The sequence below is a fragment of the Lawsonibacter sp. LCP25S3_E2 genome (assembly GCF_052117285.1).
Taxonomy (GTDB): Bacteria; Bacillota; Clostridia; order Oscillospirales; family Oscillospiraceae; genus Lawsonibacter.
This window is the reverse complement of sequence record NZ_JBQKJL010000026.1, coordinates 1-25,444: the sequence shown is the minus strand read 5'-3', so window position 1 is coordinate 25,444 and position 25,444 is coordinate 1. Positions and strand designations below refer to the sequence as shown.

Here is a 25,444-nt window from a genome sequence, read left to right as displayed (position 1 = left end):
CGCAACGCTCTCATGCGGGTAAAATAGCGTGGCAAAACCAGGGAATTCCCGTGGCAATACCAAGGAATTTGCTTTGGCAAAACCAGGGATTTTTACTTGACAGAATACAGACAGTGAAGCACCTGCCCGGAGCCTAAGCTGTTGGAGCTTGGCCTGTATGCCTTGATCGCCTCAATGGTGGTCGGCTCCCAGCCCCACGCATGGTCGATGAGCAACTCCGCATTTTTCCCAAAGAGTTGATACAGTAGGTCCTCGTTGCGCTCGGACATCCGCGCCACATCGCCCATGGTGAACATCCCATGCTCTTCCAGCTTCTTTGCATAGCCACGGCCTACCCGCCAGAAGTCGGTGAGAGGCTGATGCGACCACATGGTCTGCCGGTAGGTCATCTCGTCCAGCTGGGCGATGCGTACCCCGTTTTCATCCGCTGGGATATGCTTCGCCACAATATCCATGGCCACCTTACAGAGAAAGAGGTTGGTGCCGATCCCCGCCGTGGCCGTGATGCCTGTTGTCTCAATGACATCCAGTATGATCTTCATGGCAAGGTCATGGGCAGACAGCTTGTAGGTATTCAGGTAGTCGGTCACATCCATGAATACCTCGTCGATGGAGTAGACCACGATGTCCTCCGGGGCGATGTATTTCAGGTAGACCTCGTAGATCTTTGTGCTGTATTCCATGTAGTAGGCCATGCGGGGCGGGGCGATGATGAAGTCGATTTCCAGCTTCGGGTTTTGTTGCAGCTCAGAGATGAAGTGTGACTTGCCCTCCAGCACTCTGCCCGGAGCGTCGTGCCGCCGTCCGGCGTTGGCCTCCCTGACCCGCTGCCTGACCTCAAAGAGCCGCCCCCGGCCGGAAATGCCATAGCTTTTGAGGCTTGGGGTGACGGCAAGGCAGATGGTCTTGTCAGTGCGGCTTTCATCCGCCACAACAAGATTGGTGTCCATGGGGTCAAGCCCGCGCTCCCGGCATTCCACCGAAGCGTAGAAACTCTTGAGGTCGATTGCGATGTAAGTGCGCTGCTTCATGCTTCGGTACGCCTCCTTTCAGCGGCATCAGCTTTTCTTGGCTTTCTTTTTCCTCTTGGGCGCTGTTGCGCCATAGCTCATATCCAGCAGCATTTTGATCAGTTCGTCCGGCACACTGCCGTCTAAGGCAACCGAGATCCAGTTTGCCTTGTTCATGTGGTAAGCCGGAAAGATGCCGGGTTCTTTCCGCAGTGAGCCGATGAGGATCGGGTCGCATTTGAGGTTTACCACATCAATAACATCCGAGCCTGCCAGACCCAGCTTGTTTTTGGGAACATCCATCACAAGGGCAAACCATTTGCGGTTGCCCGGATGCCGGAAAACCTCGTTGTTGGGGTATTTTATCCACGGGTGGTTTGCCTCACAGGGATAGGTTTCAAGAATATATTGCTTGAACTGTCCCCGATTCATTCTGCAAACCTCCCGCTGCATTGCTCAATAGATGTGTTTTCCAAATTCATATGCCTCTTGCAGATGGTCGGTCTTGTCAATCTGTGGCTTGCCGTTGGTGTCGCCGCAGCCTCCGGCCAATAGCATCCCTCTGTCATGGAATCCGATGTAGTTGACAAGGGTAAACTGATAGTAAGAAACCGCTTGCTCAAATGTCCAGAAGAAATTGTCAGCGGAGGTCATCAGCAAGGCGCAGTCTTTGGAGGGGTATTTCTCATACCGTCCCAACGGCGGGTTGGGATCTTCCTCTGCGATGCAATAAAAGCGCTCGATCAGCGCCTTTAGCTGAGCGGAAATCGTCCAGAACAGTAAGGGTGAGGCAAAGACAATGCAGTCTGCATCCTTAATTTTGGGAACAAGCTCGTTGAAGCTGTCCTTCTGTACGCAAGGCTTTCCATACCGACAGGCGTTGCATCCCATGCAGCCCTTTACTTCCTGTTTTCTCAGTGAAATAACTTCTACGGTATGCCCCGCTTCTTTCGCACCACGGGCAAAGTGTTCCACCAACTGGGCAGTATTTCCGTTGGGTCTGCCGCCCCCTTGGATAATGAGAATGTTTTTCATCCGGAACCTCTTTTCTGCTCTTGATACAGCTTCCAATTTATTCGTACTCCACATCGTTGTCCCGGCACCAGCGCTCTGCCAGCTCCCGGTAGGCATCCGCCTGATAGTCGTACCACAGCTGCTCGATGCCGTGGAAGCGGATGGTCTGCTTGAAGCGCCGGAATGCACCCCTGCCCCGGATCGCTGCGCCGAGTTCGTTTTTCATCCTTCCCGGCGGGAGGTAGTCCACAAAGGAGTCCATGATGCTGTATTCGTGGATATCATATTTTGTCGGAAAATGCAGGAACCGCTTCGGTTCGTTCTCAACCAGAGCGGCAAGCGCCTCGTCGGTCTCACCAGTGACCCACGCATCGGGCAGATAAACCGTTTCGTTGGTTTTGGTGTCGTAGAGCATCGTGTAGGCATCGCTGGCCTGTTCGATTGCGTCTATGACTGTTTGCAGCTTGATTTTCATATGCTCACCGTCCGCAGCACTTTTTGAACTTCTTACCGCTGCCGCAGGGACAGGGATCATTCCGCCCCACCTTCTTCGGCTTAGCAGCAGTTTGAGCCGCTGCAATCTCTTTCAATAAACTCATACGCAGTTCTTCACTTGGCATATCCATCGTCAAGATCCCCTGCCGCAACTCTTCGGGATTCATGGTTCCGTCCGCAATGGCCTGACGGATGTTCGGACCAAAGGAAAGGGATTTGGGGATGCGTTCTTCCGGGGGAAGTAAGGCAAAAAGTTCATCAGGAGTATGCCCTCGGTTGCATTGCATCCGCACATGGTTGTGAAAGGGGGTATAGACCTCGGCAAAATCGCCTACATCCACTTTGCGGCGGAACTCCACGCCAATCTCATCCAACCGGTTCAGCACATCCTCCAATCCGGCGTTCATGCAGTGGAGGCCATAGTAGATGTCTACGAAAACCGCTTCCATCTTGTCCTCCGGCACGGTGGTTTTGGTCAGGAGGAAGGTGCGGAATGCTTCCGCTTCTGGGGTGTTCTCCCAGTAGAAGGGATTGTCGTAGGCCAGAAGCTCCTTTTTGTCCGGCACATAGTAGGGTTTTCCCTGATGGCCCCGTAAGACCTCGTGATAGGGATCAAGATCCTCGTCGATCAGCTGCACGTCGATGACCTCATATTCCATCAGCTCCGTTTCGGGGCCGTCGTAATAGAGTTCAGACTTGCCGAGGATGTAGTAGTCCTCACACTCATGCCGCGCGATTTCGGCAAAGGCCAGAAACTCCTCCCTGGTTACAAGGGATTTATTCTGGGAGGCGATGATCCCATAGAGCTTGTGCAGGGGGATAATGCCGTACAGATTGGCGGCGGCATTAAAATACTTCCGCAGGAGCCGGGAAGTGGCGTCCTTCAGCGGGATCTCCCGATAGAGGGCGTTCAGTTTTCTTCGCCCGTATATCTCCGGCATCGGGATATAATAGGGTTCCTCTCTGCTCATTCCGCTTCCTCCACGATTCCAAAGTCAATGAGAATATTCTTGTCAGCATGGGTAGGATAGACAATGCCGGTCATCTCGTAGGCGTACCGCTTGGTCTTACGGAAATCCTTTGTCCGCTCCGGAGCGAAGGCGGCGGTCTCATACTTTTCGTATTCCGACAGACCGGCAAGGTCATCCGCAGCTGCCTTGATGAGTGCGTCGGTCACATCGTAGATGTCTTTTCCATACTCCACAGCCACCAGCTCGTGCTTCTTCACATCCTTGTCCAGATTCCCGAAGGAACGATACAGCAAATATTTCATCTTGATTTTCTCCTTTTCGCTTGTCCCGGCAAAACCATCTCGTTCATTTTAAGAAATCGCTTCGGTGTTCCTGTTCACGGAAGCGATACCCCCTCGTGTTCAGCTCTGAGACCTTGAGCGCCACCAAATTGATGTCCGAAGACATTGCCCGCGCAATCTGGCCCACATCGTAGCCGCCGTATATGTATTCCAGAATTTCCTCGTCTGGAAGGGCGATCTGTGCGGCAAACATATTTGCCTCGTATTCCATGCGCTTGTCTCTCATGTCAAAGATATTGAATTCCTGCAGTCCGCCGGCACGGATTGCATCTTTACGGTGGAGGCGGTCATGGCCGATCTCATGGAGCAGAACAATGTCGTGCATCACGGGGTCGAGATGTTTATTGATAAAGATATAGCGGTTTCGTTCAATGACCATGTATGCGCCTTTTTGACGGGAGAAATCACGAGACATGACGATCAGCCCCAGCTCCCTTGCGATCCGGTCAGCATTTCTCGTGCCGCATTGCCGCACAATACGGTTGGCTTTTTGAATGGCTTCCTCCGCTCGAATCAGCATAGTGGTATCACCCCTTCCGGGCAGAATGGTACTGTTTCAATATAACAGATGAAAAGTCCCATAGAGCGGGCTTACTTCGTTCCTTCCTGCTGTTTCAGATACTTTTGGGGCGTGTATTTCTTGTTTCGCTTCTTCGCATCGATATAGGCTTCCTGAATGGCAAGCATCATCTCATCCATATCTTCTTCTGCCATCTCGCCTCCGGAAAAGGCTACCCTTACTTCTTTTAGCAGTCGCTCGGCGCCCTTCTTGCCCCGATAGCCATATTGCTGCCCCGCCATTGCGATGAAATCGTCGCCCTCGTTGTGCAGATAGTCTGCATCGCAGCCGAGAATCCGGGCAAGAATGCCATACACCTCGCGGTTCTGGGGGTATGTGCTGCCCTTTTCATAGTTGGTGATCGTCTTGAGTCCTACTCCCGCCAGTTTCGCAAGTTCCGCCTGAGTAAGTCCCTTTTCCTTGCGCAGTACGCGGAGCTTTTCTCCGAACCTCATAGTATATCCTCCTACCTGTAAGCGTGATAATATGCAATCTATTTGCGTTTTCCGCCTAAAAGTGCTTGACACAAGCAATCCGTTTACATATAATGATAATACGCAATCGCTTTACGCATTTATTGTATATCGGTTTGCGTGTCCCGTCAAGAGTGCGCAGACCAAAATGTGATGTTCGTTTTCGTTTGGACTGAAATTGGTAACGGACACCGGGCAACGAGAAAGTTGCCGGTGCCCGTTATGTGTAGCAAGGAGTGAGAAACATGAGTGCACACTGCAGGAAAGCCTATGTCTCGGTCAATCTGGATGTGGATCAGGAGGGCGTATTCCATCCGCGCTTCATCCGGTGGAAAAACGGCCTAATTTTTCAGATCGATCAGGTACTCTATAAGTGCCGTGCCTCTTCCAAAAAGGTGGGTGGCGGCGGCATTCGCTATACGGTGCTGATCCGTGGCAGAGAATCCTATCTGTTTCAGGAGGGCAGCAAGTGGTTTGTTGAAGCAAAGGAGACCTAACGATGATCTTATCCCAGAAGAAAATCGAAGAAATTGCAGTAGCCGTAACCAAGGATTTCAATGAGTTCTTTTTCGGCAGCGAAACCAAGGACATCCGACGAATGGCACGAGGGACACCGATTGACCAGTTCGCCAAGGAATACCTTGGCTTGGAAGTGTCGTTTGCCCATCTTTCCCCGGATGGAAGCATCTGTGGTCTGACCGCCTATGCGGATACCGAGTATATCACGGAAGAGATGGGCGTGAAGCGAACCATCCCACTCAGGAAAAATCAAATTCTGATGGACACCAGCTTTATTCAACCCGGACAAGTCCAAAAGCTCTGCGGCAAGAGACGCTTTACCCTTGCCCATGAGTGCGCACATCAGATTTTGTTCCAGATGGAAAGTGAAACTGCGCAGTCAGCCTATGCAAAGAAATACTCGGCACGGACAGTGTATTCGCTCCGCGACTTAAAGACTCGCGAGGACTGGAATGAATGGCAGGCTAATGTCCTTGGCGCGGCCATCCTTATGCCGCAAAAAGAAATTGATCTTGCCATGTGGTATTTTGCCGGTGGCAAGAAGTTAATCAATTACGAGGGGGTGTTCGCATATCGTGACAAGTTATCACTGTCTCTTTTGTGTAGGCAGTTTGCCGTGTCGAAGTCGGCGGCTGTAATCCGGCTGAGACATCTCGGTTACATTGAGGATCGTCCGTACCGGGAATATTCAGATCCCTTGGAGGTGTGGGCATGAAAAAGAATATCCGCATCTCTGAGCCGTCTGAGGAAATGATGGAGAAGATCCGAAAAGCGCGTCATGCCATCGCAAACCAAAAAACAAGGATGGTGAAATGTCCCTTCTGTGGACACAATTCAATCGCTGTATTTGAGGACACCAGAGGCCATGTCCAAGCAAAGTGCAAACGCTGTGGACAGGAGACCGTCTTTAATGTCCTCAGTATGAGACGGTTAAAACTTCGCTTTTATCAAGACCGATAAGGGCAGAGATTAACAAATAAATATTGATAGCTGTGCTGTGGAGCCGCTGACTGGTGAGTCTTCCTACCGTGACACCACAGTCCCGTTCAAACAGTTCCGAAATCGAGGCCAGGAGGATATGTTCTACGCCTCCATGACCCACGCTCCGCTCATTGACCGAGAAACCTTCGACAAGGTCCAGACCCTCCTGAAAAAGCGTCAGGATATCTTTGGGAAATCCACAGCGCAAAATATCTATCCTCTTACGAGCCGCATTCAGTGTTCTGAGTGCGGCTCGTATTTTCGCAGGCGGCAGGTTTCCGGGACCGCCAAGTGGGGATGTTCCAAACACATTCAGGATCGCACCCAATGCGACTCGAACTACTACAGTGAGGATCGGATCTATGATGCCTTCATCGCCATGGTCAACAAGCTTCGGTTCTCCGAATACGACATTCTGGGTCAAACCCTGCTCCGCCTGGAATCCGCCGAGCTGAAACAAAAGCGGAAAAACACAGCCGCAAGGGAGATCAGCCGGAGCATCGCAGATCTCAATGCCAAGCTGGTGATGGTGGAACAGCTCCATGCAAAAGGATACCTCAAAGACGAGGTCCACAAAGCTCAGGTGCAGGATATCAACGACCAACTGCGCCAACTGAAGCGTGAGCGCCAGTGTGAATTCTCCTCGGGCATCACCGATATAATCGAGGAAGTGACACGGCTGAAAAAACTGCTGGAGGAGTTGGAAGAACCCCTGGACCGATTCGATGAAAAGCTGTTTGCCGAGATTGTCCAGGCCATCCGCATCACCCGCCGGGATGAAATGACGGTCACCCTCATCGGCGGGCTGCGATTTACAGAAATGCTCTGACGGAGAGGAACCTCAAAATGAAGAAGATACGCTATATCCCATACGGTTACACTATGCGGAACGGAAGGACAGTCATCGCACAGGATGAAGCTATGGTCATCCGTGAGATATTCAGCGCCTACATCAACGGCGCTTCCCTCCAAAGCATTGCCGAACTGTTGACTGAAAGGAAGATCCCCTACAGCGAGAGGACGGATGTGTGGGATAAAGCCCGTATCGCAAGAATCATAGGAAACGCCAAATACCTCGGAGATGGAGAATATGACCCCATCATCGAGGAGGAGCAGTATGAGGAGGCTGCTGCGGTGCGGACAGCCCGCCAGCGGAACACCTTCGAGAAAAATCTGGAGGGGATCGACCTGCTCCGGAACCGGGTCCGGTGCGCGGAATGCGGGGCGCCAATGCGGAGGAGAGTAAGCAACAGGCACCGGATTCGGGAAAGCTGGGAATGCACCAATGCGGATTGCGGACAGCGCATACGAATTTCCGATACGCATCTGCTGGAAAAGGTGACGATCCTGATGAACCGCATCATCGCTAACAGCCACCTGCTCATACCCCGCCCCAAAAAACGAAGGGAGTTGTCGGCAGAGGCTCAGCAAATCAACAGGGAAATCGATGCCGAACTGGAGCGGGATAATCCCAGTGACGCCCTGGTCATCGCCAAAACAATTGAGATGGCGGAGCAGCTGTACGCAGAGAGCGATACACATCTGCAGATCGCCGCATCCATCGCCCGAAAACGTGTGCGCATGATGACGCCCCAGGAGGAATTCAGTCCGGCCTACTTTAGTGACATCGTCGCCTATCTGACGCTGGGAAGCGGAGGACAGGTGATCCTACATACCAAGACCGACGTAGAGATCGGAGGGGATGAAAATGAATGTAACCAGGATACCGAAAAAGACCATATCGGTCATTGAGCCGAAGCGCTCGCTGATCGTCAACAAGGAGCAATATCACCAGCGCCGGGTTGCCGCCTACTGCCGGGTATCCACTGACAGCGAGGAACAGCTTACCTCCTACACCAACCAGAAAAAAGTGTACACCGAAATGATTGCCGCCAAGCCGGAGTGGGAATTTGCCGGCCTGTACGCTGATGAGGGCATCTCAGGAACTCGAGCAGATAAACGGCCCCAGTTCCAAAAGATGATCAACGACTGCCTGGCAGGAAAAATCGACTATATCATCACCAAGTCGGTCTCCAGATTTGCCAGAAACACTGTTGACTGCCTGGACCATGTGCGTATGCTCAGGGCAAGAGGGATTGGCATCTACTTCGAGGAGCAAAATATAGACACACTGCAAATCGACAGCGAGCTCTATCTGGTCATCTACGCAGGGTTCGCACAGTCTGAATCCGAAAGCATCAGCAAGAATGTCACATGGAGCTTTCGGAAGCGATTCCAGGACGGCAAGCCCGTATTCAATTATAAGTGCCTGCTTGGATACCGAAAGGGCGAGGACGGAGAACCGGAGATCGTCCCGGAGGAGGCATCCATCGTGGAGAGAATCTTCAATATGTACCTGTCAGGTGAAACCATCAACCGGATCTCAACCAAACTCAGAGAAGAGAATCTCCAGATACCAGGAAAACGATTCTCCTTCTCTGCGAGCATGATTAAGGGTATTCTCCGGAATGAACGATACTGCGGGGACAGCATCCTTCAAAAGACGGTCACAATTGACTGTATTGGCAAGGTCCGTCGCAAAAACACGGGTGAGGCACCCATGTACTATGTACAGAATAGCCATGTTGGTATCATCAGCCGAGAGCTCTTTCACAAAACGCAGGAAGAACTCGCCAGGCGGATGAGTCGGGAGCCAAACTCCACCAAAGCAGCCACTACGGCCACCGGAAAATACTCCCGGTATGCGCTGTCCAATGTGATGATCTGCGCCGAATGCAGGAGCCGATACAAGCGCGTGACCTGGACATCCCGTGGGAAAAAGCGGGTGGTCTGGCGCTGCATCAATCGATTGGACTACGGAAAGCGGTACTGCAAGTCCTCCCCTACAGTAGACGAGGAAGCGCTCCATGCTGCTATCGTCCGGGCGGTCAACCGCTTCAATGAGGAAGACGAGGCCACCTATCTGGCACTTATGAGGGCGACCATTGGGGAGGCCATCGGGCTGAACGGGAACAGCGATGAAATCGACCTGCTTCGCCGAAAAATCGATGGTCTGAACCGCAAAATGGTGTCCCTCATCAATGAGAGCGTAGAGAGCGGCGAGGGCATTGAAAGCCATGAGGCGGAATTCAAGGAGCTTTCCGATACCATCGAACTCCTGCAAGGGAGAATCAAAAAGCTGGAGGACGCCCTCCTCTCGGACCAGGGGAATGATGGCCGCATCCTCCAGCTGCAGCAAATCATCGCAGATCGTGCGTCGAGAAAGATGGAGTACGACGATACCATCGTCCACCAGATGATCGAGTGCGTAAAGGTATATCCCGACGGCAGGCTGGACATCATCTTCGGCGGCGGGTATCTCATCGAGGAAGCGCTCAATGAGGAAAACAAATAACTTCAAATATAATTGACATAATCGCCAAGGTAATATACTATAATGTATGTTAGGAGGCGATGATGTATGGGCAAAAGAGCGGCGGTCATCATGCCGCAGACAAGAAAGATTCTGGAGCAGATGGGTGAGCAGATCCGCCTTGCCCGCCTGCGCCGGAAGCTGAGTCTGGAACTGGTGGCGGAGCGGGCGGGGATCAGCCGGGCCACCCTCATCTCCATCGAGAAGGGTGCGCCCACGGTATCCATCGGCTCCTATGCCGCCGTGCTGCACGCACTGAACAATATGGACAGCGACCTGCTGCTTATTGCCAAAGATGATGAATTCGGCAGGAAGCTGCAAGACCTGGCGCTGCCTACCAGACGGCGGGCGCCCAAGAAAGGAGAGTAGCCCATGGCGCAGGACGAAAAGACCATCTATGTATATGAAAATTGGCGTGGAGAGACCCCCACCCTGATGGGGCGGCTCCGCTGCAGCTTTATCCGGGGGCAGGAAACCTTCTCCTTCGAGTATGACCCCGCCTGGCTGACATCCGCCGAGAGTTCCTTCTCTCTGGACCCGGATCTGGCCCTCTACCGGGGACGGCAGTATGTGCCGCTGGACAAGCGGCTCTTCGGGCTGTTCGCCGACTCCTGCCCGGACCGCTGGGGCCGCCTGCTGATGCGGCGCAAGGAGGCAATTGACGCCAGAAAAGAAGACCGAAAGCCCCGAAACCTCACAGAAAGCGATTTCCTGCTGGGGGTCTACGATGAATCCCGCATGGGGGCACTGCGGTTCAGCCTGGAAGAGGGGGGAGACTTTCTCTCCAACGACAAGTCCTTCGCAACGCCGCCCTGGGTTCATCTTCGGACACTGGAAAACGCCTCTATCGCCTTTGAGAATGACGAAAGCGGCCTGAACGAAACATGGCTGCGGGAGCTTCTGGCCCCCGGTTCCTCTCTGGGCGGAGCAAGGCCCAAGGCCACGGTGCAGGCAGCGGACGGCGCTTTGTGGATCGCCAAGTTTCCGTCTAAGCACGATGAATCCAACAGCGGCGCATGGGAGAAGGTCGTGCATGACCTGGCGCGGCTGTGCGGATTGAATGTCCCGGAATCCAGGCTGGAGACCTTCTCCAAGACCGGCAGCACCTTCCTGGTCAAGCGATTTGACCGGGATGGCCGCCGCCGTATCCATTTTGCCTCCGCCATGACTCTGCTGGGAAAAACCGACGGAGCCTCTGCGGCGGACGGGAGCAGTTATCTGGATCTGGCGGCGTTCATCCGCGCCAATGGGGCGGCTCCCAGGCAGGATCTGGCTGAGCTGTGGAAACGGATCGTATTCAGTATGGCGGTGTCCAACACCGACGACCACCTGCGCAACCACGGTTTCCTCCTGACTCTCACCGGCTGGCGACTGGCTCCGCTCTACGATGTAAACCCAGTCCCCACAGGCGACCGTCTCTCCCTCAATGTGAGCGAGTACGACAACACCATCGACCTGGATCTGGCGCTGGAGGTCGCTGACTACTTCGGCTTATCTCCCCAGGAGGCTCAGCAGGCGGCGGAGGAGATCTGCAAAACCGTATCCGGACACTGGGAGCAGCTGGCCGGACAGTATGGCCTCAGTCGGGGCGCTGTGGAATATATGCGCCCGGCCTTTTCCCTCCGGCCATGAAATTAAAAATGGACCATTCCCACAGGAACCGTCTCCATCGAAGTTAGGTTTCTTCGGAATACGCTTTACAGTCATAGCGTGTGTTGGCATCGCATCCAAATCAAAGGCAAAGACATTGTAATGGGGGACTGCACCAATTGTCTCCCTCACAGTGGTTACCGATACTGCAGATGGTATTATGGACATGACCATGTACGCGGCTGCGAGTTCGGCGGAAATAAAGATAGTGGCAGCATGGATTAATTATCCGCGAAATTTACAAGTTCTCTTACAGAACACGATAGGAGGTGCGCTTATGAGTTTAAAAGGTAAACTCACAGCTTTAGCTGGTGCTAAAATCGCCGAAAAAGTCATACCGAAAGGATCGGTAGATGGGGTGGTAAACTCCGTGCTGAATAAACTCGGTCAAGCCACAGGGCAGAAAACTGCGGCCGAACATATCCAGGGAACCAAGAAAAATTTCCTGGTTATCAAATCAAAGTCCTATTCCATAGGCACGATGGTCGGCCTCTTTACTGGGAAAACGCCTGATATGAATGATTATCTTGGGCGTTATCAAATTGTTGACGGCAATGGTACGCTCAAGTATAAATCTAACGCTGAGAACACTATCACCGACCGTGAAATCTTGGATTTGTTTGATGCAAACGGAAATAAAATCGGCTATGTTAAAGAGCATCTGATTTCTACAGGTGTTCCGTTGTTTGAAAAAGAGGTGAAGAAATGCACGGTATTCTTGGGTAAAGAAAAAATCGCATTGCTAAAAAAATATGTGTCATTTGGTAATCTGGAGTTCGAGGTTCTTGAAGGTAGTGTCAAAATCACACACCAGGAAGGCAAGAGTTTCAAAATCCAATATAAGGGTAAGCAGGTAGCTACTCTGCATGATTGTCCTTTAAATCTTAAGGATGGCTATGCCGATAAATTCGTTATGGAGTATGATAATTCTGAAGATGAAGTCATTGCAATTCTGCTTGCAACAGCAATCGACCTTATAAATACATAAATCTTTTAAGCATGAACGATGTATCTACCAACGGCGAATGGGGTAAGGTCGCATAATCTGGGGCGGCTGTGGATTAGATGTCCCGGAATCCAGCCCGAAGACCTTCTCCAAGGTCGGCAGTACCTTCCAGGTCAAGCAATTTGACAGGAACGGTCGCCTCCGCATCCACTTCGCCTCCGCTATGACACTACTGAGAAAAACCGATAGAGCCTCTGCGGCGGACGGGAGCAGTTATCTGGATCTGGCGGCGTTCATCTACCCTCCGGCCATGAAATCACAAGCGGACGATTCCCTGGGGAGTCGTCCGCTTGTTTATTCCTCGGGGTTATCTCCGAAGGAGTCCTCGTTCTCCTCCTCATCCAGATCTGTATCAATGTCCAGCCCTTCACTGTTCCCCACATTCTTCTCGTAGAGCCTGGTCCACTTAAGCGGATATTTACACTTTCGGTTGTAGGCAATAAGCATGGCCTCGGCATACCCCATGGAGCCGGGCCGCCGCTCCTTGGCGGTTCTGGAGAGCAGCTTTACCGACATCTCGCCCACCTTTTCCTTGAAGTTTTCATCCTTCAGCGCATCTCCAAAGGTATGGACCAGGCGGGCAATGCCGTTGAGCATATTAGCGGAGAGAGAATTCATATCGCCCTCCCAAGTGCCCACACAGAGCCGAAGTGTCCGGTCCAGAACATGATAGCCGAACTTGTCGTAGATGCTTTCCAACGTGGACACAGCGCAAACCACCCCATAGTTTCTGACTTGGCCAATGGAAAGCGAGTAGGACTCCACCAGATCCCGGATAATGAGCTGTTTCTGATTTCCGGCTTCGATATTTGCCATGAACACCTCATAGGGCTTTAAGGGTTTCACGAACTTCATCTGATTGGCGAAGATATCCGCCTCGTGCTCATAGTTGAGATCGTCGTAGATCATGCACCAGACCGGCGTGTCCCGAGAACCGGAGGCCAGCGCGACGATCTCCACCGTGTGCTGCCCATTGAACACATAGTTGACGCCGTTTCGTCGGCTTACCTTGACCGGATTGATCTGATATAGATCAAAGTGGGCTGCCGCATTCAGTACATGCTGTTCGGATATGTTTCGCTGATACTCCTGGTTGGACACCAGATTTTTAATGGGGATCTGCTCGAAATGGACATTGGGTACAAACATGCTGAAATCAGCCATTAGGAATCCTCCTCAATTGCCGCGAGCATCTCCTGCACCTTTTCTCCCAGCGCTGTTAAGGCTGCCTGCAAGTTCTCCTTGGCTGCGGGAGAGATGGATGCGAGATGCGCCATATTTCTGGTTCGCTCGATGGAGCTCATCCAGGAGGGAATGGTGAGGGTCAGTCCAGCCACCTCCGCATCCGGATCATAGGCGGGCATCGTCTTGATGGCAGGCTGCTCCGCCGCCTGTATGCCGGGCTTAGAAGACGCCTCGGTGGAGAGGCTGCGCCGTGAATCGCTGTATCGGGCAAAGGCATAGGGATTGTTCCCGATTTTCTTACTGAGTTCCTTCAGCTCCGCAGGGGCCATCTCCGCCAGTGCCACAATGTTTTCGAAGGATATCTTGTATGTCCCCGACAGGATGTGGGGAATCAATTCCGGCGCGGTTTTTGCAATCGCATCCAGCGCCACGCTGTATTTTGCATATTTTTGGACCGTTGCTCCAGACACATGATGCTCCTTTCCCAGACGGGCGGCGGTTCGTCGACTGCTCTCTTCCTCTACCGGACGGCCTCTTCCAACTGTGGCGAGGGGATTTGGGCAGTACTGATTATAGCCGTTCTCATTCCGGTGCGCTTTCTTTTCCGCCTCATACTGCCTGCCGATCAGATACTTCTTCGTCTCCTCTGAAATGTTGCGGCGACCGAGTTGATTGGAGCAGATCCAGGCGATTGCCGCATCCCGGTTTGGAAAAACCTGTTCTTTTACGCCATAAGGGATTTTCAATTTATTGCAGATCTCGTATCGGTTATGTCCGTCTACAATGGTACCGTCCCAAACAACGATGGCCTCCCGGCAGCCCTCCATCACCAGATTCAGCTCCAGCTGCCGGTATTCCTCCCGCCGGAGAGGTCGAATCAGGTTTTTGAATTCCGGATCGATCCTGAGTTCCCTAAACCCCTTCTCTTCCATATTGCCTCCTGCGCTCCTGCGGTTTCACGGTTTGGAGGGAAAAATAGGCGACCCGGTTCACCGAATCGATCTCTCCTGTCAAATGATAATTGAACCGCAGATCGAAGCCACCGACAATCTCCGACAGATTGCTCAGCAAGGTAGAACTATAAAACTCTACGGATTGGTTGGTGTGAAAGCTGACACTGGACAATCGAACCTTATTTGCCGTTCCCCCAATCATAGGCTTGTCCGAGCCAAGAACGGCGATATAAAGTTCTTCCGGATTCACTAAAAACTGCACATAGGCAGGACTGCCCAGGCGGCGTATGGTTTTCTTGTGGATGCGGATTCGATTGCGAAATGGATCAAGGGTCAGCGAGGCTTGCGGTTGATTTTCTCGACTCATATTCTGCCTCCTATGATGGATTCTGTTCTTCGCTTCCGTCCGGTATGGGAGCCTCCGCAATAGGCGTTTCTGGCGTAGAGGCACGATCCCGAAGCCCATACACCGCATATCCTTCAAAAATATCAACCTGCATGGATTTCTGATGTTCCCGGAACGGCAGGCCAAATTGTGTTTTCCAACCTTCCGGGAACACCGGCGTCCGGGAGGCTCTGGGCTTCTCGCCATCCTTCAGAACCCGCTGGTATACTTCGGTGGCAGTCAGGTCAAATGCGATAAGCCATTCATCCTTGGCGTGGATCACCCGTCCGAGGAGCTTGTATCGATAGTCCAGATTCCATCCCATCAGAGAAAACACCTTGGCAAAGAAGATCTTGCAGGTGATTTGCTTCGGCTTTCGTCTGCCAGAGCCATTGGTACACCAGGCGCAGGCATCCCGGTCTTCTGCCTGACAGGGGCGGATCGCCAATATTTTGCTTTCCTGATTGACCAGCACCTGCACATAATCTACCTTCGGGAATCGATTCAGGCAGGCAGCATTTACATAGAATTTATAGTTGTTAAAGGTCACGGATGGCTCATTGATATGGGCAAAGAATTCCCGGCGTACCACCTGGTAGCCCTCGTAATTGAATTCCCGCTCCGTCTCCAGAACATCATCGCCTTCATGACCTGCCTGATGAACGTCCACTTCCATCTCCGGCATGACAGGAGCAATCCCGGCCGTCTGCTCCCCTTCCAGAGAACGGAGCATCCCGGCAATCACACCACCGGGTTTTTCGCCTCTCTCCTCGCTCAATTATGGTTCCTCCTTTCCGCGCCGGTTGAATTCCTGGCGGATATAGTCTCTCAGTTCCTCAAAACCGGTCACATGGAGTTTTTGACCGGTTTCGTAAAGCTGCCCCTCTATGCGAATCTTCCAATCCTCCTCGCTCTGGTCATGAACCTGCTGGAAAGATTGCTGGTGGAGATAATACTGCGTTCCAAAAGAATGAATCCACTCCTCCGGTACGGCGCGCACCCGCTTGCCAGAGATGGAGAGCGGCTGCACAGAATCATGGGAATCCTGCTCGCCTTGCTGACCGGAGAGCAGATAAGATTTGATAAACGCCTCTGCGTCATTGAGATCGAAAATATACGCTGATTCACTTTGGCTTTGAAAGAGCCGCCCGGCAATCCGATACTTTAAATCCGGGCTCCAGCCGAACAGCTGAAACAGCGTTTCCATATAGGCCGCACCCGCAATCTCTCTGGGCTGGTATTTCCCATCCACCAGTTTGGAGAACAGGACGGCATTGCGGTTGCCTTTTTCCGCCGTGCGGACAGCAAACTTCATCTCCACTGGGTTGACCAGTAGTTCCACATGGTTGTCTTTCCCAAATGTACGAACACAAGCTGTGCTGAATTTGATCCTCTTATCCTGAAACTGAACATAAGGACGGTGGTAATTATCAAAGAACTCGCTGCGGGTAATCTCAAAACCCCTCATGTCAAAATCCCCAGGAGCCAGAGTGACACTGGAAAGAGGCGCTCTTTCTTCCGCCTGCTCATCGGGAGGATGGATACTGGCGGAAGCCTGAAAGTAATCCGCAGGTTTGAACCCGGCCCAGCGAGGGTTGATGGTTACAAAGCCTTTGAGCAGGCCGCTGTCAATCACCCGCAGCTCCGGGAGGATAGAGCGATGTCCATACTTGGAGTTGTTCAGAAGGTGCTGAACGGCAATGAAATCATCTCTGGAAACAATGCCCTCGTGGTGATTCCGGTAAAGGCTCTGGGGGCGGTCGCCCCGATTCTTCCTGGACTTGTGGTTCAGGTAGTTCGGGGTGAAGGTCTTTCGGGTCAGCACATCCCCGCAATGACGCTCATTGCGAAGAACCTGAACAATGGAATTGGAGGTCCATTTGATATTTCCCAGGTAGGTCTTACGGCCCAGCTCGGTAAGCGCCGCCGCGATGTCGCTGGTGGAGTAGCCGTACAGATACATGTAGAAGATGAGCTTCACCGTAGGCGCTTCCTCCGGGTTGACCACCAGGTTTCCATCCCCGTCGTGAGAATAGCCCAGCAGCTTGGGCGTCAAAGGCAAGCCGCCGTCCAGCCGCATCCGCAGGGAGGTTTCCATGCTCCGGCTGCGGATATGGGACTCCTCCTGCGCCATGGTGGCCTGAAAGGAAAGCGCCATCTGGGAATCATCCTTAAGGGAAAAGATACATTCGCTCTCGAAAAACACGCCCACCGGGCTGGGCAGTTCCGCCAGCATCCGGACCATGCTGATGCAGTCCACCACATTCCGGGCAAAACGGGACACGCTTTTGGTGATGATCATGTCGATTTTACCGCTGCGGCAGTCAGTCATCATGGCATTAAACTCGTCCCGATGGACGAGGGAAGTCCCACTAATGCCCTCATCGGCATAGATTTTAACCAGCGTCCAATTGGGGTGATGCAGGACGAAATCCTCATAGTATTTCTTCTGCAGCTCATAGGAGGATGTCTGCTGGACATTGTCCGTGGAAACACGGGCATACACGGCGACTCGTTGCGGAATATCGTTGTCGTAGTAGTCGATAGGCTTCTTGGCAGGGATGAATTCGTAGTTCTCCGGGTCAACCTTTGTGTTGATCCGGCGGCGGACCCGTTCCTTTCGTTCTGCAAGCCGATTGCGGGTGGCCTTGTCAATCATGCAGCATTTCCCTCCCAGGCTGGTGATCGGGGAGGATCGTCCAATCAGGACCGGGCAGAAAATACGGATCATGGAGATCCTCCCGGTAGTAGGAAGCCATTGTGTAGATATCCTCCGAAACAAAGTAAATGCCCACCGGCTTTGGCAACGCCGCAAGAAGCCGGGCACAGAAAGAGAGCTCCGATAGTTTCTTGGAAATATTGCTTGCCTTCTGGGTGATCACCAGATCTACCTTGCCCTCATAGCAATCTTGCAGGAGTCTCGCCCATTCTGGAGCGTTTTCCATGTTCGGTGCGGTGCTTCCCTCATCCACATAGAAACCGACAAATTCCCAGTTCGGACAAAGAGCCAGCGTGTCCAAAAACTGCTTTTTGTGGGCGGAGAGATAATCCTCATAGCGGGTTTGGTTGAAGTAGCGAATGTATACCGCCACCCGGTGATGGTTTTTCGGAAGCGGGCGCTCCCGCCGAATGCCTTTTAACCAGGCACGATGCTCTGCCAAAAGCGCATTCTTTTCCGCCTCTCCTTCCAGCAGAAAATCAAAGGACGGCATGATCTCCTGCTCCATTGCTTCGCCCTTTATTGCCAGCTCTTCCATATGTGCTCCCCCTGCGAATGTTCTTACGGGCTATTATAGCGGCCACAGACTATAAATAAAATCGACCAGAGGTCAACAACTTGACTCCTGGTCGATGAACGAGAAAAAAAGATTCAGATTACAATGACTTCCGGCGAGCTGCAAACCCATTTCTACCCCAAGACGAGCCCCATTGAGTCTTCTGCACCATATATGTACGATGAAGATAGTGAGATCGCAGTATTTTGCCACTCGGCTTTATCCTATCCAGGATGTACTGCCATCCGTGCTACTCCTGAAAACGAAATGTGCATTGACATTATGTGATATAACACATATAATGAACATAGAGAGAAGGCGGTGGGTATGGAAAACTTCTCGGCAAAATACTACGAAACGACAGACGGTACTTAACCAGCTTAAAATTGCATTCTAATAGACTATTCGAAGTGGAAGGAATGGTTATCGGCATGGACAATAGCATTGAAAAAAAGCGAATTGAGGGCGAAGAAGATCTCATTTCAACGATTAAAGTGGCAACTGCGGCTCTCCCTCTTATCTTCACAATTGCAGAAAAACTATCTAAGCAACATGGATTTATCCACGATAGCGTACCTGCTCGTTTCGGGGACAAAACTGGACGATTAGTTTGGGATTACATATTATACAATGAGATTACATTTGATAGTGAGGACGGAAAAATAATTAGCCTTTTCACATCTCTTTCTGATGCAGAAACGAAGAAGCGCTGGGATGTTTTAGTCGACAAGTATGGGTTATAACATTAGACAGACATTATCGAGCGGACTACCAGCAGAGGAAGGAGGATTGACCTATGGGCAAGAATTTTCGTGAAACTCTGAATGAACAGCTCCGAGATCCCGCATTCAAAGCCGAGTGGGATGCCCTCGAACCGGAGCGTCAGATCATGAGAGCGATTCTGGAAGGGCGCGATGAACAGTCGCTGACGCAAAAGCAGCTGGCGGAAGTGACTGGTATCGCCCAGGCAGACATCAGCCGTTTCGAAAACGGAACCGGCAATCCGTCTCTCCGCACCCTGAAAAGACTGGCGGATGGCCTGGGGATGCGTCTCAAAGTGGAGTTCGTCCCCAAAAAACCAACTGCATAAGAAAAGCGGCGGGCCTTTGGAACACTCCTCGGCTCGCCGCTTTAATCGTTGTCTTCTCTTCTGGTCATGGTGGATTTCACTTCCCGGACGATTTTCAGGATGGAATCCAGTTCCTTGGGGGAGCAATCGGCCAACAGCTCGTCAAACTCACTTTGGTAGAGGCTCCGCACCTCCGGCACATCGGGCCGAAGCAGGGAGTCCGCTGACACCTGAAGCGCCTCGATGATCCGGATGAAGGACTCCAGTTTCATATTGGTCTTTCCCGTTTCAATAGCGCTGACATGAGGCAGGGAGATATTGGCCTTGGCTGCAAGATCTGCCTGGCTCATCCGCCGGCCGACTCGCGCCTCCCGAATGCGGGAGCCAATCAGCTGACGCTCGTTCAAACCATGTTCCTCCATCGGCTCCCCCCCTTTTTGAAATATATTCTCCAGTTAATCTATTTCTAAGAGTATATCAACTTGGGGTGAAATTGATATAAGGCAAAGGCGATGATATAAGCCAGACACTATAATAAGGCTACAATTTTTTTGGAGGTCTTATTATGAGTCTTGACTACAAAGCCATTGGCAAACACATCCGCGAAGCCCGTCGCCGCAACCATCTCTCCCAGGCAATGCTCGCCGAGGCGGTGGACAAAACCCCCTCTTACATCAGTTACATAGAGAGCGGCCTCAAAAGTATGAGCCTGGACACCTTTGTTCTCATCGCCAATGCCCTCGGCGTATCGCCGGAAAGGTTGTTGATGGAGCAGATCACCGACACGGAACGGTGCGCCAGTGAGGAGATCACCTTGCTCCTCTCAGATTGCACCATCTGTGAGGCTCTCATTCTGCTGGACATGATGAAAGCCTTAAAGACAGCTCTGCGAGAACACCGGGAGAAGTGCATCGATTCGGATGCTTCCGATTTTACATTCCTGCTCTGAGAAAACAATCGACCGGAAGTCATGTGCTTTGACTGCCGGTCGATTTTTGCCTGTAAAAGTGTATATGTTTTTGGGAAAGTGAATATGTTTTCGAAAAGTCCAGGATATGGGCCTCCAAAGTTGGTATAATGGAGGGCGAAAGGTGGGATAGTCCATGATCTACTACACGGGCGATATCCACGGGAACCCTCGTGAGATCGTACAGTTCTGTGACCGGCACAAGCTGACCGAGCAGGACACCCTCGTCCTTCTGGGGGATGTGGGGGCCAATTATTTCCTGAACGGGCGGGATGCCGAGATGAAGCAGCTTTTGACACAGGTGAAACCCACGCTCCTGTGCATCCACGGCAATCATGAGGTTCGCCCATCTACCCTGCCATCCTACCAGACCAAGGAATGGAACGGCGGAACGGTCTGGGTGGAGGAGACCTACCCCCGCCTGCTGTTCGCTGCTGATGGGGAGATATTTCATCTGGAGGGTCTTTGCCATCTGGTAATCGGCGGGGCTTACAGCGTGGACAAGTTTTACCGGCTGGACAGAGGATATGGCTGGTGGCCGGACGAGCAGCCTTCTCAGGAGATCAAGGAGAAGGTCATCCGGACGCTGGATGCCTGCGGCTGGCAGGTGGATACCGTTCTCTCCCACACCTGCCCCTATCGGTATGAGCCGCGGGAAGCATTCCTCCCCATGATCGACCAGAGCACCGTGGATGCCTCTACCGAGGAGTGGCTGGAGGAGATCGAGAGGAAGCTGCAATACAATCACTGGTTCTGCGGCCACTGGCATATCAACAAGCGCATCGACCGGATGCACTTCCTCTTCCACAGTGTGGAGGCGGCGCCGCAGCTCCTGTCGGGAGATAGCATACGATGACAGAGGAAGAAAAAACGGAACGGGAGGCTTGCTTTGCCGCAATCCGTGAAACCGTCCAGAGGCTCTCCCGCCTGATGGATACCGCATACCAGCAATACAGTCAATTGGTGGAACAGGTGGTGAAGGACAGGATCACCGGGGAGCAGGAGATCGAGCGGATCATGGACGGCCTTATGGACTTCGGGGATGACCAGAGATTCCTTGCTCTGTACAAGGCCCTTTGCCGCCATGTCTATGACAAACATCCTACTCTTGTGAGAGAACACATTGCTCTCTTCCGAACCCAATTTGAGGAGAGAGCGGACGAGGAAACGCAACAAGCACAAGGAGGTGAACGCCATGAAGGCACCGGAGATTAAGCACTATATCAGCTGGCTGGGCCGGGTGGGATACCGAAACATCGACTGCTCTTTCTCCTACGACGAGGCATCCTATGGGGCCATCGACCGGATCTTCCGGCTGCTCTACCGGCTGGAACCTGACCCGGAGCACAACAGCTGGGAGCTTTGGCTTCGTGCCGAGCGGGGAACCATCGAGGACTTCGGCAGTTTTGAGGATCTACGGGAGGATGGGCAGGTGGAGAGCTACGAGGAATTTGAAGCCTGGTGGCGTTCCGAGTTCCCGGAGGAGGTGGAGTGGTTCCACTTTTCCGCCGGTGAAGATCAGAAGATCGGATACCGGGCGGTATTCCTGAGCCATAACCATGTGCTGGAGGTGGACTGCCGCAAAGAGAGATCTTTCCCCCATGACATCTCCCCATTTACCTCCTGGCTGGAGGAAGCCGTGCGGGACGCCGTGCAGGCGGTGGAGGATGGCAGCTATCCGAAGCTGGTGGAGCGGAATCTGCCCGTCTGGCATCGGACGGGAACCGTCCTGCGCCGGGATCTGTGGAAGGTCTTTCCCGAATGGAAAGAGAAGTTCTTCCAGAATATCTCCCGGCAGGAGGTGGATGAGTTTCTTGCCTCGGCGGCAGGCTATCCCCTGGAAGCAAACAGAAGACTCCCGTCCATGACCGCAAACGACTTCTATCATGCCTGCGCTCTGGGCTACCGGGCCATGGGATATGCCGGAACGGAGAAACCGGACAAGGAGCAGTACCTTCTCCACGCGGATGGGCGGGACGAGGGCCTGTCCAAATTGGACGGGAATTCCCCCGATGCCTTTGATCGCTGGCTGAAAGAGCGGCCACGCATCGGCCACCCCTGGGAGGTATGCCGGGGCGGCAACAGCACCCACATCGACTGCATCGTGTGCCGGGATGAGCATGGTTACTATCTGGCGGTGGCCGGTCTTGCGGAGACCCGGACGGTGGAGGCCATCCACTTCTTCCTCGCACTCCATCGGGCAGACATTCCCGTATGTATCCGCAATGCTGAGGAATTGAAGGCCCGCCTGACCGGAGAGGAGCCCATCGGCATCGTGCCGGAAGGAGTTCTTCCCGCCTACTGCCACGCCTGGTTCCCAGGCGAGCGTATCGTCGATTTTATGAATCTGCCCCTTGAGCGCCGGGACGAACTTGCAAACTACTGCCGGTGGCAGCCAATCCCGGTTCCCCGGTTGAAGAAGGACGGTGAATCCCCATGATTTTCTTTACCTCTGACCTGCATCTCGGTCACGAGAACTGCATCCGGCTTTGCAACCGGCCCTTCTCCAGCATTGAGGAGATGGACGAAACCCTCATCGAAAACTGGAACCGCAAGGTCACAGGGAAGGATACCGTCTATATCCTCGGCGACCTCATCTACCGGAGCAAAAAGCCGCCGGAGGAATACCTGCGGCGGCTGCGGGGAAAGAAGCATCTCATCCTTGAGAATCACGACCGGGGATGGGTCCAGAATTGTCAGACGGAGCGATTCTTTGAAAGCGTGAGCAATCTGCTGTATATCACGGACGGAAAGCGGCAGTACACCCTCTGCCACTACCCCATGATGTCCTGGCCGCATATCATGCGGTGCTACATGGTCTTTGGTCACATCCACGGAAATACCGATGCGGACTACTGGCCGCTCATTCAGGCAAACGAGCGGATGCTGAATGCCGGGGTGGATGTCAATCGCTTCGAGCCGGTCACCTTCGAGGAGATGGAAGCCAACAATCTCCTGCATAAAGGCCAGCAGAAAGCGGAACCGGAGGTGCAGCCGTGAAAAGAAGAAAGGGATTTTATGAGGCGGAACCTCTGGCCAGTTCCATCGCTCGTCGAGACTGGCAGCACACGCTGGAGCGAGCCGAGGAAAGCGGCCTGCCACTCCAATCCCGAAAGGGGAACACAGGACTGCTGTTTCCGGCAAGAATCCTTGCCCCCGTTTGGGAGGAAGGACTGCGGCATATCATTCTGGCGGCGATTCGGTACAGTATGGGACGGCACACCTATATGCCCAGCATCGCTGTGGATTTCACCTGCCGGAATCTGAGCTGCCTGGACGAGAGCACCCGTTCCGCCGCTGCGGCGGAGATTCAATATCATCTGAACCGATATGGAGAACAGGAGCCATATCCCCGGCTGTGGAACAGTCTCAGCCGACTGCTCATATCTGAAGAAATCGGACAAGAGGACAGGAGGAAGGAAACAATGCCGATTTTACAATCACTGGAAAGCATGGAGCGCATCTCACGTCAGGCGCTGGCAGCTGATCTGGATGCCGTGTTGGAACGGGTAAGCCGTGAAAACATCGGGCTGGTGATCACCGATGAAGGGAAGGATGATCTTGTCCTCTGTCCGGCCTCCTGGTTCGATTTCGACTATGTGGATGACTTTGGCTGTGTCATCAACTGTGCCCTCCGCTATGCCATGCGAACGGAAGATGAGGAGAGCGAAGCGGTCGTCCGATATGCCCGATGTCACTACCGCCTGTTCGATGAAAAGACGCTGTCGGTGGCCGTGGCCGATCTGGAGCGGGAACTGGAAGAACCGATGGAGCCTCTCAAGAAGCCGCAGGTCTGGAAAGAACTTCTGGAGTTGTTTCAGCAGCGGCTTGCTGAGCTCCGGCAGGAAGATTCAAATGGAGATGAAAAATCCAATGGATGAGAAGAAGTACGAAATTGTGGAGATTCAAGTGGATGCGGATGTGTTGGAAGAACTGAAAACAGTGATAGCACCACTTGGTCTGACACCGGAAATGCTGATCGTGCGTTTCTTTGAATTCTGCACCGATCCTGCCACGCAGGAAGAGGCCGTTTCGCTGCTTCTGAAATGGAAAGCTGAGTTGGAAGCGGAGAGCTACGAACCCCGAGGTGATTTCTGATGCTGTCCAAGAAAACCTTCTGCGAAGCCCTGCGGAAGATCCAAGCCCAGAGGAAAAGAGACGCACAATTCAGTGAGGCGCTCAATCTGGTGGGCGATGGTCATTTCGTTTTTGAGGGCGGGCCGCAGCTTCTTTCCGCCTTACTGAATGTGTTGGAGGAAGCGGTCAACGACAAGTACGACTACATCAGCTGGTGGATTTACGATGCCGCTCCGGACTATGAGGTCTGGACCGAAGACGAAAAAACCAAATGGTGTCTGAAGGAGCCGGAAGCCCTATATGATTTCATCCGGGATGAATGTCAGGGCTAAGCGGCATCTCCTTCTCATATCGGAACCTTGGTGCTGAGAAATGAAACATTACCATAATGAAGATTATATGTTGCAGTTATCCCCTGAAGACAAGGAAAGATTTGAGCAGATTTTTCTTGCTCTTTGTATCCGAGAATCCCAGGAAAAAAGCCGTGGGGGAAGTATACCAATCAATTATTACAGGCTGAGTAATGAACACCTCTTTCCCGATATGCCGCAGGATGAAGATGCCCTTGAGGGAGAAGAAGGGCTGACGCGATTCACCGATGGCTGTCAGAAGCTGAAGAAGTATGAATAGGCGGATATCTTTTTTGGTCTTACACTAAAATCCCCCTTCGGCAGAAAATCCGCCAAGTCCCAGCCGAAAAAAAGAAAAAATAAGCGGCGCTGACCCGCAAAGCCTTGCAAATAAAGGGTTTTCGCAAACATCTTTATTGGTCTTACACTCCACATTGTGCGACCAAAAAAGATATCGCACCGGAAAACCCCGAAGCCGCAACGGTTTCGGGGTTTTTTCGCGTCCATTTTTGACTGCACGAAAAAAAGATATCTTCCCACCTCTTCCACGTGCGGTGAGGACTTGAACTAAAACTGAGGGCTTTTGCGCCCAATTTTGAGTGAGCAACACGGAAAAATTTCTGTTTCTTCGAAAATTATTTTGTTAAATTTTTGTGAACAAAGTGGTTTGTGCTAAAATGTGACATTAAGGTCAAAAGGGGGTGTGACACAATACTTCAGGTTTGATATAATGTAGATAAAAACAGGGTGGTGGCAGAAGATGTCATACAGGGCCAACGGAAGCCAGCAGT

General features: G+C 52.6%; 35 protein-coding genes and 1 pseudogene. 21 read left to right on the top strand and 15 right to left on the bottom strand.

Going from position 1 to position 25,444, the window contains the following annotated elements; translation table 11 throughout:
• Positions 1-104 precede the first annotated feature (104 nt).
• The 8 genes and pseudogenes from ACTQ3R_RS15320 to ACTQ3R_RS15285 all read right to left on the bottom strand — a co-directional run.
• Positions 105-1,031 (bottom strand): annotated as a pseudogene (locus tag ACTQ3R_RS15320) (Y-family DNA polymerase); the annotation flags it as partial.
• Positions 1,032-1,058: 27 nt separating this feature from the next.
• Positions 1,059-1,442, bottom strand: coding sequence for an MmcQ/YjbR family DNA-binding protein (locus ACTQ3R_RS15315; RefSeq protein WP_071430704.1), 384 nt, complete (start codon positions 1,440-1,442; stop codon positions 1,059-1,061).
• 24 nt (positions 1,443-1,466) lie between these two features.
• Positions 1,467-2,045, bottom strand: a complete 579-nt coding sequence (locus ACTQ3R_RS15310; RefSeq protein WP_071430702.1) for a flavodoxin family protein — start codon at positions 2,043-2,045, stop codon at positions 1,467-1,469.
• Positions 2,046-2,082: 37 nt separating this feature from the next.
• Entirely contained in the window at positions 2,083-2,499 is a 417-nt protein-coding gene (locus tag ACTQ3R_RS15305; RefSeq protein ID WP_071430700.1) for a UPF0158 family protein, read from the bottom strand.
• 4 nt (positions 2,500-2,503) lie between these two features.
• Positions 2,504-3,490, bottom strand: a complete 987-nt coding sequence (locus ACTQ3R_RS15300) for an SEC-C metal-binding domain-containing protein (protein WP_071430698.1) — start codon at positions 3,488-3,490, stop codon at positions 2,504-2,506.
• Entirely contained in the window at positions 3,487-3,792 is a 306-nt protein-coding gene (locus ACTQ3R_RS15295) for a carboxylate--amine ligase (protein WP_071430695.1), read from the bottom strand. Before ACTQ3R_RS15295 ends, ACTQ3R_RS15300 begins: the two co-directional genes overlap by 4 nt.
• 43 nt (positions 3,793-3,835) lie before the next feature.
• On the bottom strand, positions 3,836-4,351 hold the full coding sequence (locus ACTQ3R_RS15290; protein ID WP_071430693.1) for an ImmA/IrrE family metallo-endopeptidase: 516 nt from the start codon (positions 4,349-4,351) through the stop codon (positions 3,836-3,838).
• A gap of 71 nt (positions 4,352-4,422) precedes the next feature.
• The gene (locus ACTQ3R_RS15285; RefSeq protein WP_071430691.1) at positions 4,423-4,845 is read right to left on the bottom strand and encodes a helix-turn-helix domain-containing protein; all 423 of its coding nucleotides are present in this window, start codon (positions 4,843-4,845) and stop codon (positions 4,423-4,425) included.
• A gap of 263 nt (positions 4,846-5,108) precedes the next feature.
• On the opposite strand from ACTQ3R_RS15285, the gene ACTQ3R_RS15280 reads away from it, so the two are divergent.
• The 10 genes from ACTQ3R_RS15280 (at position 5,109) to ACTQ3R_RS15235 (ending at position 12,786) form a co-directional block, all read left to right on the top strand.
• Positions 5,109-5,360: a hypothetical protein gene (locus tag ACTQ3R_RS15280; RefSeq protein ID WP_071430689.1), complete on the top strand. Its 252-nt coding sequence runs from the start codon at positions 5,109-5,111 to the stop codon at positions 5,358-5,360.
• A gap of 2 nt (positions 5,361-5,362) precedes the next feature.
• Positions 5,363-6,097: an ImmA/IrrE family metallo-endopeptidase gene (locus ACTQ3R_RS15275; protein ID WP_071430687.1), complete on the top strand. Its 735-nt coding sequence runs from the start codon at positions 5,363-5,365 to the stop codon at positions 6,095-6,097.
• Complete coding sequence (locus ACTQ3R_RS15270) at positions 6,094-6,342, top strand: hypothetical protein (RefSeq protein ID WP_071430685.1); 249 nt, start codon at positions 6,094-6,096, stop codon at positions 6,340-6,342. Before ACTQ3R_RS15275 ends, ACTQ3R_RS15270 begins: the two co-directional genes overlap by 4 nt.
• 37 nt (positions 6,343-6,379) lie before the next feature.
• A complete protein-coding gene (locus ACTQ3R_RS15265; protein ID WP_441780065.1) occupies positions 6,380-7,192 on the top strand; it encodes a recombinase zinc beta ribbon domain-containing protein in 813 nt (270 codons plus the stop codon).
• A 17-nt stretch (positions 7,193-7,209) separates the two neighbouring features.
• Positions 7,210-8,115: a recombinase family protein gene (locus ACTQ3R_RS15260; RefSeq protein ID WP_087233717.1), complete on the top strand. Its 906-nt coding sequence runs from the start codon at positions 7,210-7,212 to the stop codon at positions 8,113-8,115.
• Positions 8,072-9,718 (top strand): recombinase family protein, encoded by a 1,647-nt coding sequence (locus tag ACTQ3R_RS15255; protein ID WP_195450675.1) that lies wholly within the window; start codon positions 8,072-8,074, stop codon positions 9,716-9,718. The genes ACTQ3R_RS15260 and ACTQ3R_RS15255 overlap by 44 nt, the downstream gene beginning before the upstream one ends.
• Before the next feature lie 66 nt (positions 9,719-9,784).
• Complete coding sequence (locus ACTQ3R_RS15250) at positions 9,785-10,105, top strand: helix-turn-helix domain-containing protein (RefSeq protein ID WP_087233722.1); 321 nt, start codon at positions 9,785-9,787, stop codon at positions 10,103-10,105.
• A 3-nt stretch (positions 10,106-10,108) separates the two neighbouring features.
• Positions 10,109-11,368, top strand: a complete 1,260-nt coding sequence (locus ACTQ3R_RS15245; protein ID WP_087233725.1) for a type II toxin-antitoxin system HipA family toxin — start codon at positions 10,109-10,111, stop codon at positions 11,366-11,368.
• Between the two features lie 295 nt (positions 11,369-11,663).
• Positions 11,664-12,374 (top strand): hypothetical protein, encoded by a 711-nt coding sequence (locus tag ACTQ3R_RS15240; RefSeq protein ID WP_441780066.1) that lies wholly within the window; start codon positions 11,664-11,666, stop codon positions 12,372-12,374.
• 52 nt (positions 12,375-12,426) lie between these two features.
• Positions 12,427-12,786, top strand: coding sequence for a HipA domain-containing protein (locus ACTQ3R_RS15235; protein ID WP_328245458.1), 360 nt, complete (start codon positions 12,427-12,429; stop codon positions 12,784-12,786).
• Here ACTQ3R_RS15235 and ACTQ3R_RS15230 read toward each other — a convergent pair.
• The 6 genes from ACTQ3R_RS15230 to ACTQ3R_RS15205 are packed head-to-tail and all read right to left on the bottom strand — an operon-like array spanning position 12,687 to position 18,172.
• Positions 12,687-13,556 (bottom strand): DUF6551 family protein, encoded by an 870-nt coding sequence (locus ACTQ3R_RS15230; RefSeq protein ID WP_087233730.1) that lies wholly within the window; start codon positions 13,554-13,556, stop codon positions 12,687-12,689. The two genes, ACTQ3R_RS15235 and ACTQ3R_RS15230, sit on opposite strands and share 100 nt — an antisense overlap.
• Positions 13,556-14,509, bottom strand: coding sequence for a hypothetical protein (locus tag ACTQ3R_RS15225; RefSeq protein WP_087233733.1), 954 nt, complete (start codon positions 14,507-14,509; stop codon positions 13,556-13,558). The genes ACTQ3R_RS15230 and ACTQ3R_RS15225 overlap by 1 nt, the downstream gene beginning before the upstream one ends.
• The gene (locus ACTQ3R_RS15220) at positions 14,490-14,897 is read right to left on the bottom strand and encodes a hypothetical protein (RefSeq protein WP_087233736.1); all 408 of its coding nucleotides are present in this window, start codon (positions 14,895-14,897) and stop codon (positions 14,490-14,492) included. Before ACTQ3R_RS15220 ends, ACTQ3R_RS15225 begins: the two co-directional genes overlap by 20 nt.
• A gap of 10 nt (positions 14,898-14,907) precedes the next feature.
• Positions 14,908-15,693: a hypothetical protein gene (locus tag ACTQ3R_RS15215; protein WP_195450674.1), complete on the bottom strand. Its 786-nt coding sequence runs from the start codon at positions 15,691-15,693 to the stop codon at positions 14,908-14,910.
• The gene (locus ACTQ3R_RS15210; protein WP_087233739.1) at positions 15,694-17,574 is read right to left on the bottom strand and encodes a recombinase family protein; all 1,881 of its coding nucleotides are present in this window, start codon (positions 17,572-17,574) and stop codon (positions 15,694-15,696) included. It abuts the gene before it with no gap.
• Positions 17,567-18,172 carry a recombinase family protein gene (locus tag ACTQ3R_RS15205; protein WP_087233742.1) on the bottom strand — a complete coding sequence of 202 codons (606 nt, stop codon included), beginning with the start codon at positions 18,170-18,172 and terminating at the stop codon, positions 17,567-17,569. Before ACTQ3R_RS15205 ends, ACTQ3R_RS15210 begins: the two co-directional genes overlap by 8 nt.
• A 449-nt stretch (positions 18,173-18,621) precedes the next feature.
• Here ACTQ3R_RS15205 and ACTQ3R_RS15200 point away from each other — a divergent pair, with 449 nt between their 5' ends.
• Both ACTQ3R_RS15200 and ACTQ3R_RS15195 read left to right on the top strand, forming a co-directional pair.
• On the top strand, positions 18,622-18,933 hold the full coding sequence (locus ACTQ3R_RS15200; protein WP_308541976.1) for a hypothetical protein: 312 nt from the start codon (positions 18,622-18,624) through the stop codon (positions 18,931-18,933).
• Between the two features lie 53 nt (positions 18,934-18,986).
• Positions 18,987-19,280, top strand: a complete 294-nt coding sequence (locus ACTQ3R_RS15195) for a helix-turn-helix domain-containing protein (RefSeq protein WP_087233748.1) — start codon at positions 18,987-18,989, stop codon at positions 19,278-19,280.
• A 41-nt stretch (positions 19,281-19,321) separates the two neighbouring features.
• Here ACTQ3R_RS15195 and ACTQ3R_RS15190 read toward each other — a convergent pair whose 3' ends face one another.
• Positions 19,322-19,666 (bottom strand): helix-turn-helix domain-containing protein, encoded by a 345-nt coding sequence (locus ACTQ3R_RS15190; protein ID WP_441462479.1) that lies wholly within the window; start codon positions 19,664-19,666, stop codon positions 19,322-19,324.
• Between the two features lie 158 nt (positions 19,667-19,824).
• Here ACTQ3R_RS15190 and ACTQ3R_RS15185 point away from each other — a divergent pair, with 158 nt between their 5' ends.
• The 9 genes from ACTQ3R_RS15185 to ACTQ3R_RS15145 all read left to right on the top strand — a co-directional run bounded on the left by ACTQ3R_RS15185 (position 19,825) and on the right by ACTQ3R_RS15145 (position 24,933).
• Positions 19,825-20,208, top strand: a complete 384-nt coding sequence (locus tag ACTQ3R_RS15185; RefSeq protein WP_087233754.1) for a helix-turn-helix domain-containing protein — start codon at positions 19,825-19,827, stop codon at positions 20,206-20,208.
• A 154-nt stretch (positions 20,209-20,362) separates the two neighbouring features.
• A complete protein-coding gene (locus ACTQ3R_RS15180) occupies positions 20,363-21,082 on the top strand; it encodes a metallophosphoesterase (protein WP_087233757.1) in 720 nt (239 codons plus the stop codon).
• Positions 21,079-21,441 carry a hypothetical protein gene (locus ACTQ3R_RS15175; RefSeq protein WP_087233760.1) on the top strand — a complete coding sequence of 121 codons (363 nt, stop codon included), beginning with the start codon at positions 21,079-21,081 and terminating at the stop codon, positions 21,439-21,441. Before ACTQ3R_RS15180 ends, ACTQ3R_RS15175 begins: the two co-directional genes overlap by 4 nt.
• Positions 21,422-22,666, top strand: a complete 1,245-nt coding sequence (locus tag ACTQ3R_RS15170) for a hypothetical protein (protein ID WP_087233762.1) — start codon at positions 21,422-21,424, stop codon at positions 22,664-22,666. The genes ACTQ3R_RS15175 and ACTQ3R_RS15170 overlap by 20 nt, the downstream gene beginning before the upstream one ends.
• Positions 22,663-23,226 (top strand): metallophosphoesterase, encoded by a 564-nt coding sequence (locus ACTQ3R_RS15165; RefSeq protein ID WP_087233765.1) that lies wholly within the window; start codon positions 22,663-22,665, stop codon positions 23,224-23,226. Before ACTQ3R_RS15170 ends, ACTQ3R_RS15165 begins: the two co-directional genes overlap by 4 nt.
• Positions 23,223-24,107 (top strand): hypothetical protein, encoded by an 885-nt coding sequence (locus ACTQ3R_RS15160; protein WP_087233769.1) that lies wholly within the window; start codon positions 23,223-23,225, stop codon positions 24,105-24,107. Before ACTQ3R_RS15165 ends, ACTQ3R_RS15160 begins: the two co-directional genes overlap by 4 nt.
• Complete coding sequence (locus ACTQ3R_RS15155; RefSeq protein ID WP_087233772.1) at positions 24,082-24,324, top strand: hypothetical protein; 243 nt, start codon at positions 24,082-24,084, stop codon at positions 24,322-24,324. Before ACTQ3R_RS15160 ends, ACTQ3R_RS15155 begins: the two co-directional genes overlap by 26 nt.
• Positions 24,324-24,635, top strand: a complete 312-nt coding sequence (locus ACTQ3R_RS15150; protein WP_087233774.1) for a hypothetical protein — start codon at positions 24,324-24,326, stop codon at positions 24,633-24,635. The genes ACTQ3R_RS15155 and ACTQ3R_RS15150 overlap by 1 nt, the downstream gene beginning before the upstream one ends.
• A gap of 40 nt (positions 24,636-24,675) precedes the next feature.
• A complete protein-coding gene (locus ACTQ3R_RS15145; RefSeq protein WP_140400355.1) occupies positions 24,676-24,933 on the top strand; it encodes a hypothetical protein in 258 nt (85 codons plus the stop codon).
• Positions 24,934-25,444 lie beyond the last annotated feature (511 nt).

What these genes read in the sequence shown, in the direction of transcription:
- ACTQ3R_RS15315 (WP_071430704.1), bottom strand. Translation starts at nt 1,442, where the DNA reads ATGAATCGGGGACAGTTCAAGCAATATATTCTTGAAACCTATCCCTGT.
- ACTQ3R_RS15310 (WP_071430702.1), bottom strand. Translation starts at nt 2,045, where the DNA reads ATGAAAAACATTCTCATTATCCAAGGGGGCGGCAGACCCAACGGAAAT.
- ACTQ3R_RS15305 (WP_071430700.1), bottom strand. Translation starts at nt 2,499, where the DNA reads ATGAAAATCAAGCTGCAAACAGTCATAGACGCAATCGAACAGGCCAGC.
- ACTQ3R_RS15300 (WP_071430698.1), bottom strand. Translation starts at nt 3,490, where the DNA reads ATGAGCAGAGAGGAACCCTATTATATCCCGATGCCGGAGATATACGGG.
- ACTQ3R_RS15295 (WP_071430695.1), bottom strand. Translation starts at nt 3,792, where the DNA reads ATGAAATATTTGCTGTATCGTTCCTTCGGGAATCTGGACAAGGATGTG.
- ACTQ3R_RS15290 (WP_071430693.1), bottom strand. Translation starts at nt 4,351, where the DNA reads ATGCTGATTCGAGCGGAGGAAGCCATTCAAAAAGCCAACCGTATTGTG.
- ACTQ3R_RS15285 (WP_071430691.1), bottom strand. Translation starts at nt 4,845, where the DNA reads ATGAGGTTCGGAGAAAAGCTCCGCGTACTGCGCAAGGAAAAGGGACTT.
- ACTQ3R_RS15280 (WP_071430689.1), top strand. Translation starts at nt 5,109, where the DNA reads ATGAGTGCACACTGCAGGAAAGCCTATGTCTCGGTCAATCTGGATGTG.
- ACTQ3R_RS15275 (WP_071430687.1), top strand. Translation starts at nt 5,363, where the DNA reads ATGATCTTATCCCAGAAGAAAATCGAAGAAATTGCAGTAGCCGTAACC.
- ACTQ3R_RS15270 (WP_071430685.1), top strand. Translation starts at nt 6,094, where the DNA reads ATGAAAAAGAATATCCGCATCTCTGAGCCGTCTGAGGAAATGATGGAG.
- ACTQ3R_RS15260 (WP_087233717.1), top strand. Translation starts at nt 7,210, where the DNA reads ATGAAGAAGATACGCTATATCCCATACGGTTACACTATGCGGAACGGA.
- ACTQ3R_RS15255 (WP_195450675.1), top strand. Translation starts at nt 8,072, where the DNA reads ATGAATGTAACCAGGATACCGAAAAAGACCATATCGGTCATTGAGCCG.
- ACTQ3R_RS15250 (WP_087233722.1), top strand. Translation starts at nt 9,785, where the DNA reads ATGGGCAAAAGAGCGGCGGTCATCATGCCGCAGACAAGAAAGATTCTG.
- ACTQ3R_RS15245 (WP_087233725.1), top strand. Translation starts at nt 10,109, where the DNA reads ATGGCGCAGGACGAAAAGACCATCTATGTATATGAAAATTGGCGTGGA.
- ACTQ3R_RS15240 (WP_441780066.1), top strand. Translation starts at nt 11,664, where the DNA reads ATGAGTTTAAAAGGTAAACTCACAGCTTTAGCTGGTGCTAAAATCGCC.
- ACTQ3R_RS15230 (WP_087233730.1), bottom strand. Translation starts at nt 13,556, where the DNA reads ATGGCTGATTTCAGCATGTTTGTACCCAATGTCCATTTCGAGCAGATC.
- ACTQ3R_RS15225 (WP_087233733.1), bottom strand. Translation starts at nt 14,509, where the DNA reads ATGGAAGAGAAGGGGTTTAGGGAACTCAGGATCGATCCGGAATTCAAA.
- ACTQ3R_RS15220 (WP_087233736.1), bottom strand. Translation starts at nt 14,897, where the DNA reads ATGAGTCGAGAAAATCAACCGCAAGCCTCGCTGACCCTTGATCCATTT.
- ACTQ3R_RS15210 (WP_087233739.1), bottom strand. Translation starts at nt 17,574, where the DNA reads ATGATTGACAAGGCCACCCGCAATCGGCTTGCAGAACGAAAGGAACGG.
- ACTQ3R_RS15205 (WP_087233742.1), bottom strand. Translation starts at nt 18,172, where the DNA reads ATGGAAGAGCTGGCAATAAAGGGCGAAGCAATGGAGCAGGAGATCATG.
- ACTQ3R_RS15200 (WP_308541976.1), top strand. Translation starts at nt 18,622, where the DNA reads ATGGACAATAGCATTGAAAAAAAGCGAATTGAGGGCGAAGAAGATCTC.
- ACTQ3R_RS15195 (WP_087233748.1), top strand. Translation starts at nt 18,987, where the DNA reads ATGGGCAAGAATTTTCGTGAAACTCTGAATGAACAGCTCCGAGATCCC.
- ACTQ3R_RS15185 (WP_087233754.1), top strand. Translation starts at nt 19,825, where the DNA reads ATGAGTCTTGACTACAAAGCCATTGGCAAACACATCCGCGAAGCCCGT.
- ACTQ3R_RS15180 (WP_087233757.1), top strand. Translation starts at nt 20,363, where the DNA reads ATGATCTACTACACGGGCGATATCCACGGGAACCCTCGTGAGATCGTA.
- ACTQ3R_RS15175 (WP_087233760.1), top strand. Translation starts at nt 21,079, where the DNA reads ATGACAGAGGAAGAAAAAACGGAACGGGAGGCTTGCTTTGCCGCAATC.
- ACTQ3R_RS15170 (WP_087233762.1), top strand. Translation starts at nt 21,422, where the DNA reads ATGAAGGCACCGGAGATTAAGCACTATATCAGCTGGCTGGGCCGGGTG.
- ACTQ3R_RS15165 (WP_087233765.1), top strand. Translation starts at nt 22,663, where the DNA reads ATGATTTTCTTTACCTCTGACCTGCATCTCGGTCACGAGAACTGCATC.
- ACTQ3R_RS15155 (WP_087233772.1), top strand. Translation starts at nt 24,082, where the DNA reads ATGGAGATGAAAAATCCAATGGATGAGAAGAAGTACGAAATTGTGGAG.
- ACTQ3R_RS15150 (WP_087233774.1), top strand. Translation starts at nt 24,324, where the DNA reads ATGCTGTCCAAGAAAACCTTCTGCGAAGCCCTGCGGAAGATCCAAGCC.
- ACTQ3R_RS15145 (WP_140400355.1), top strand. Translation starts at nt 24,676, where the DNA reads ATGAAACATTACCATAATGAAGATTATATGTTGCAGTTATCCCCTGAA.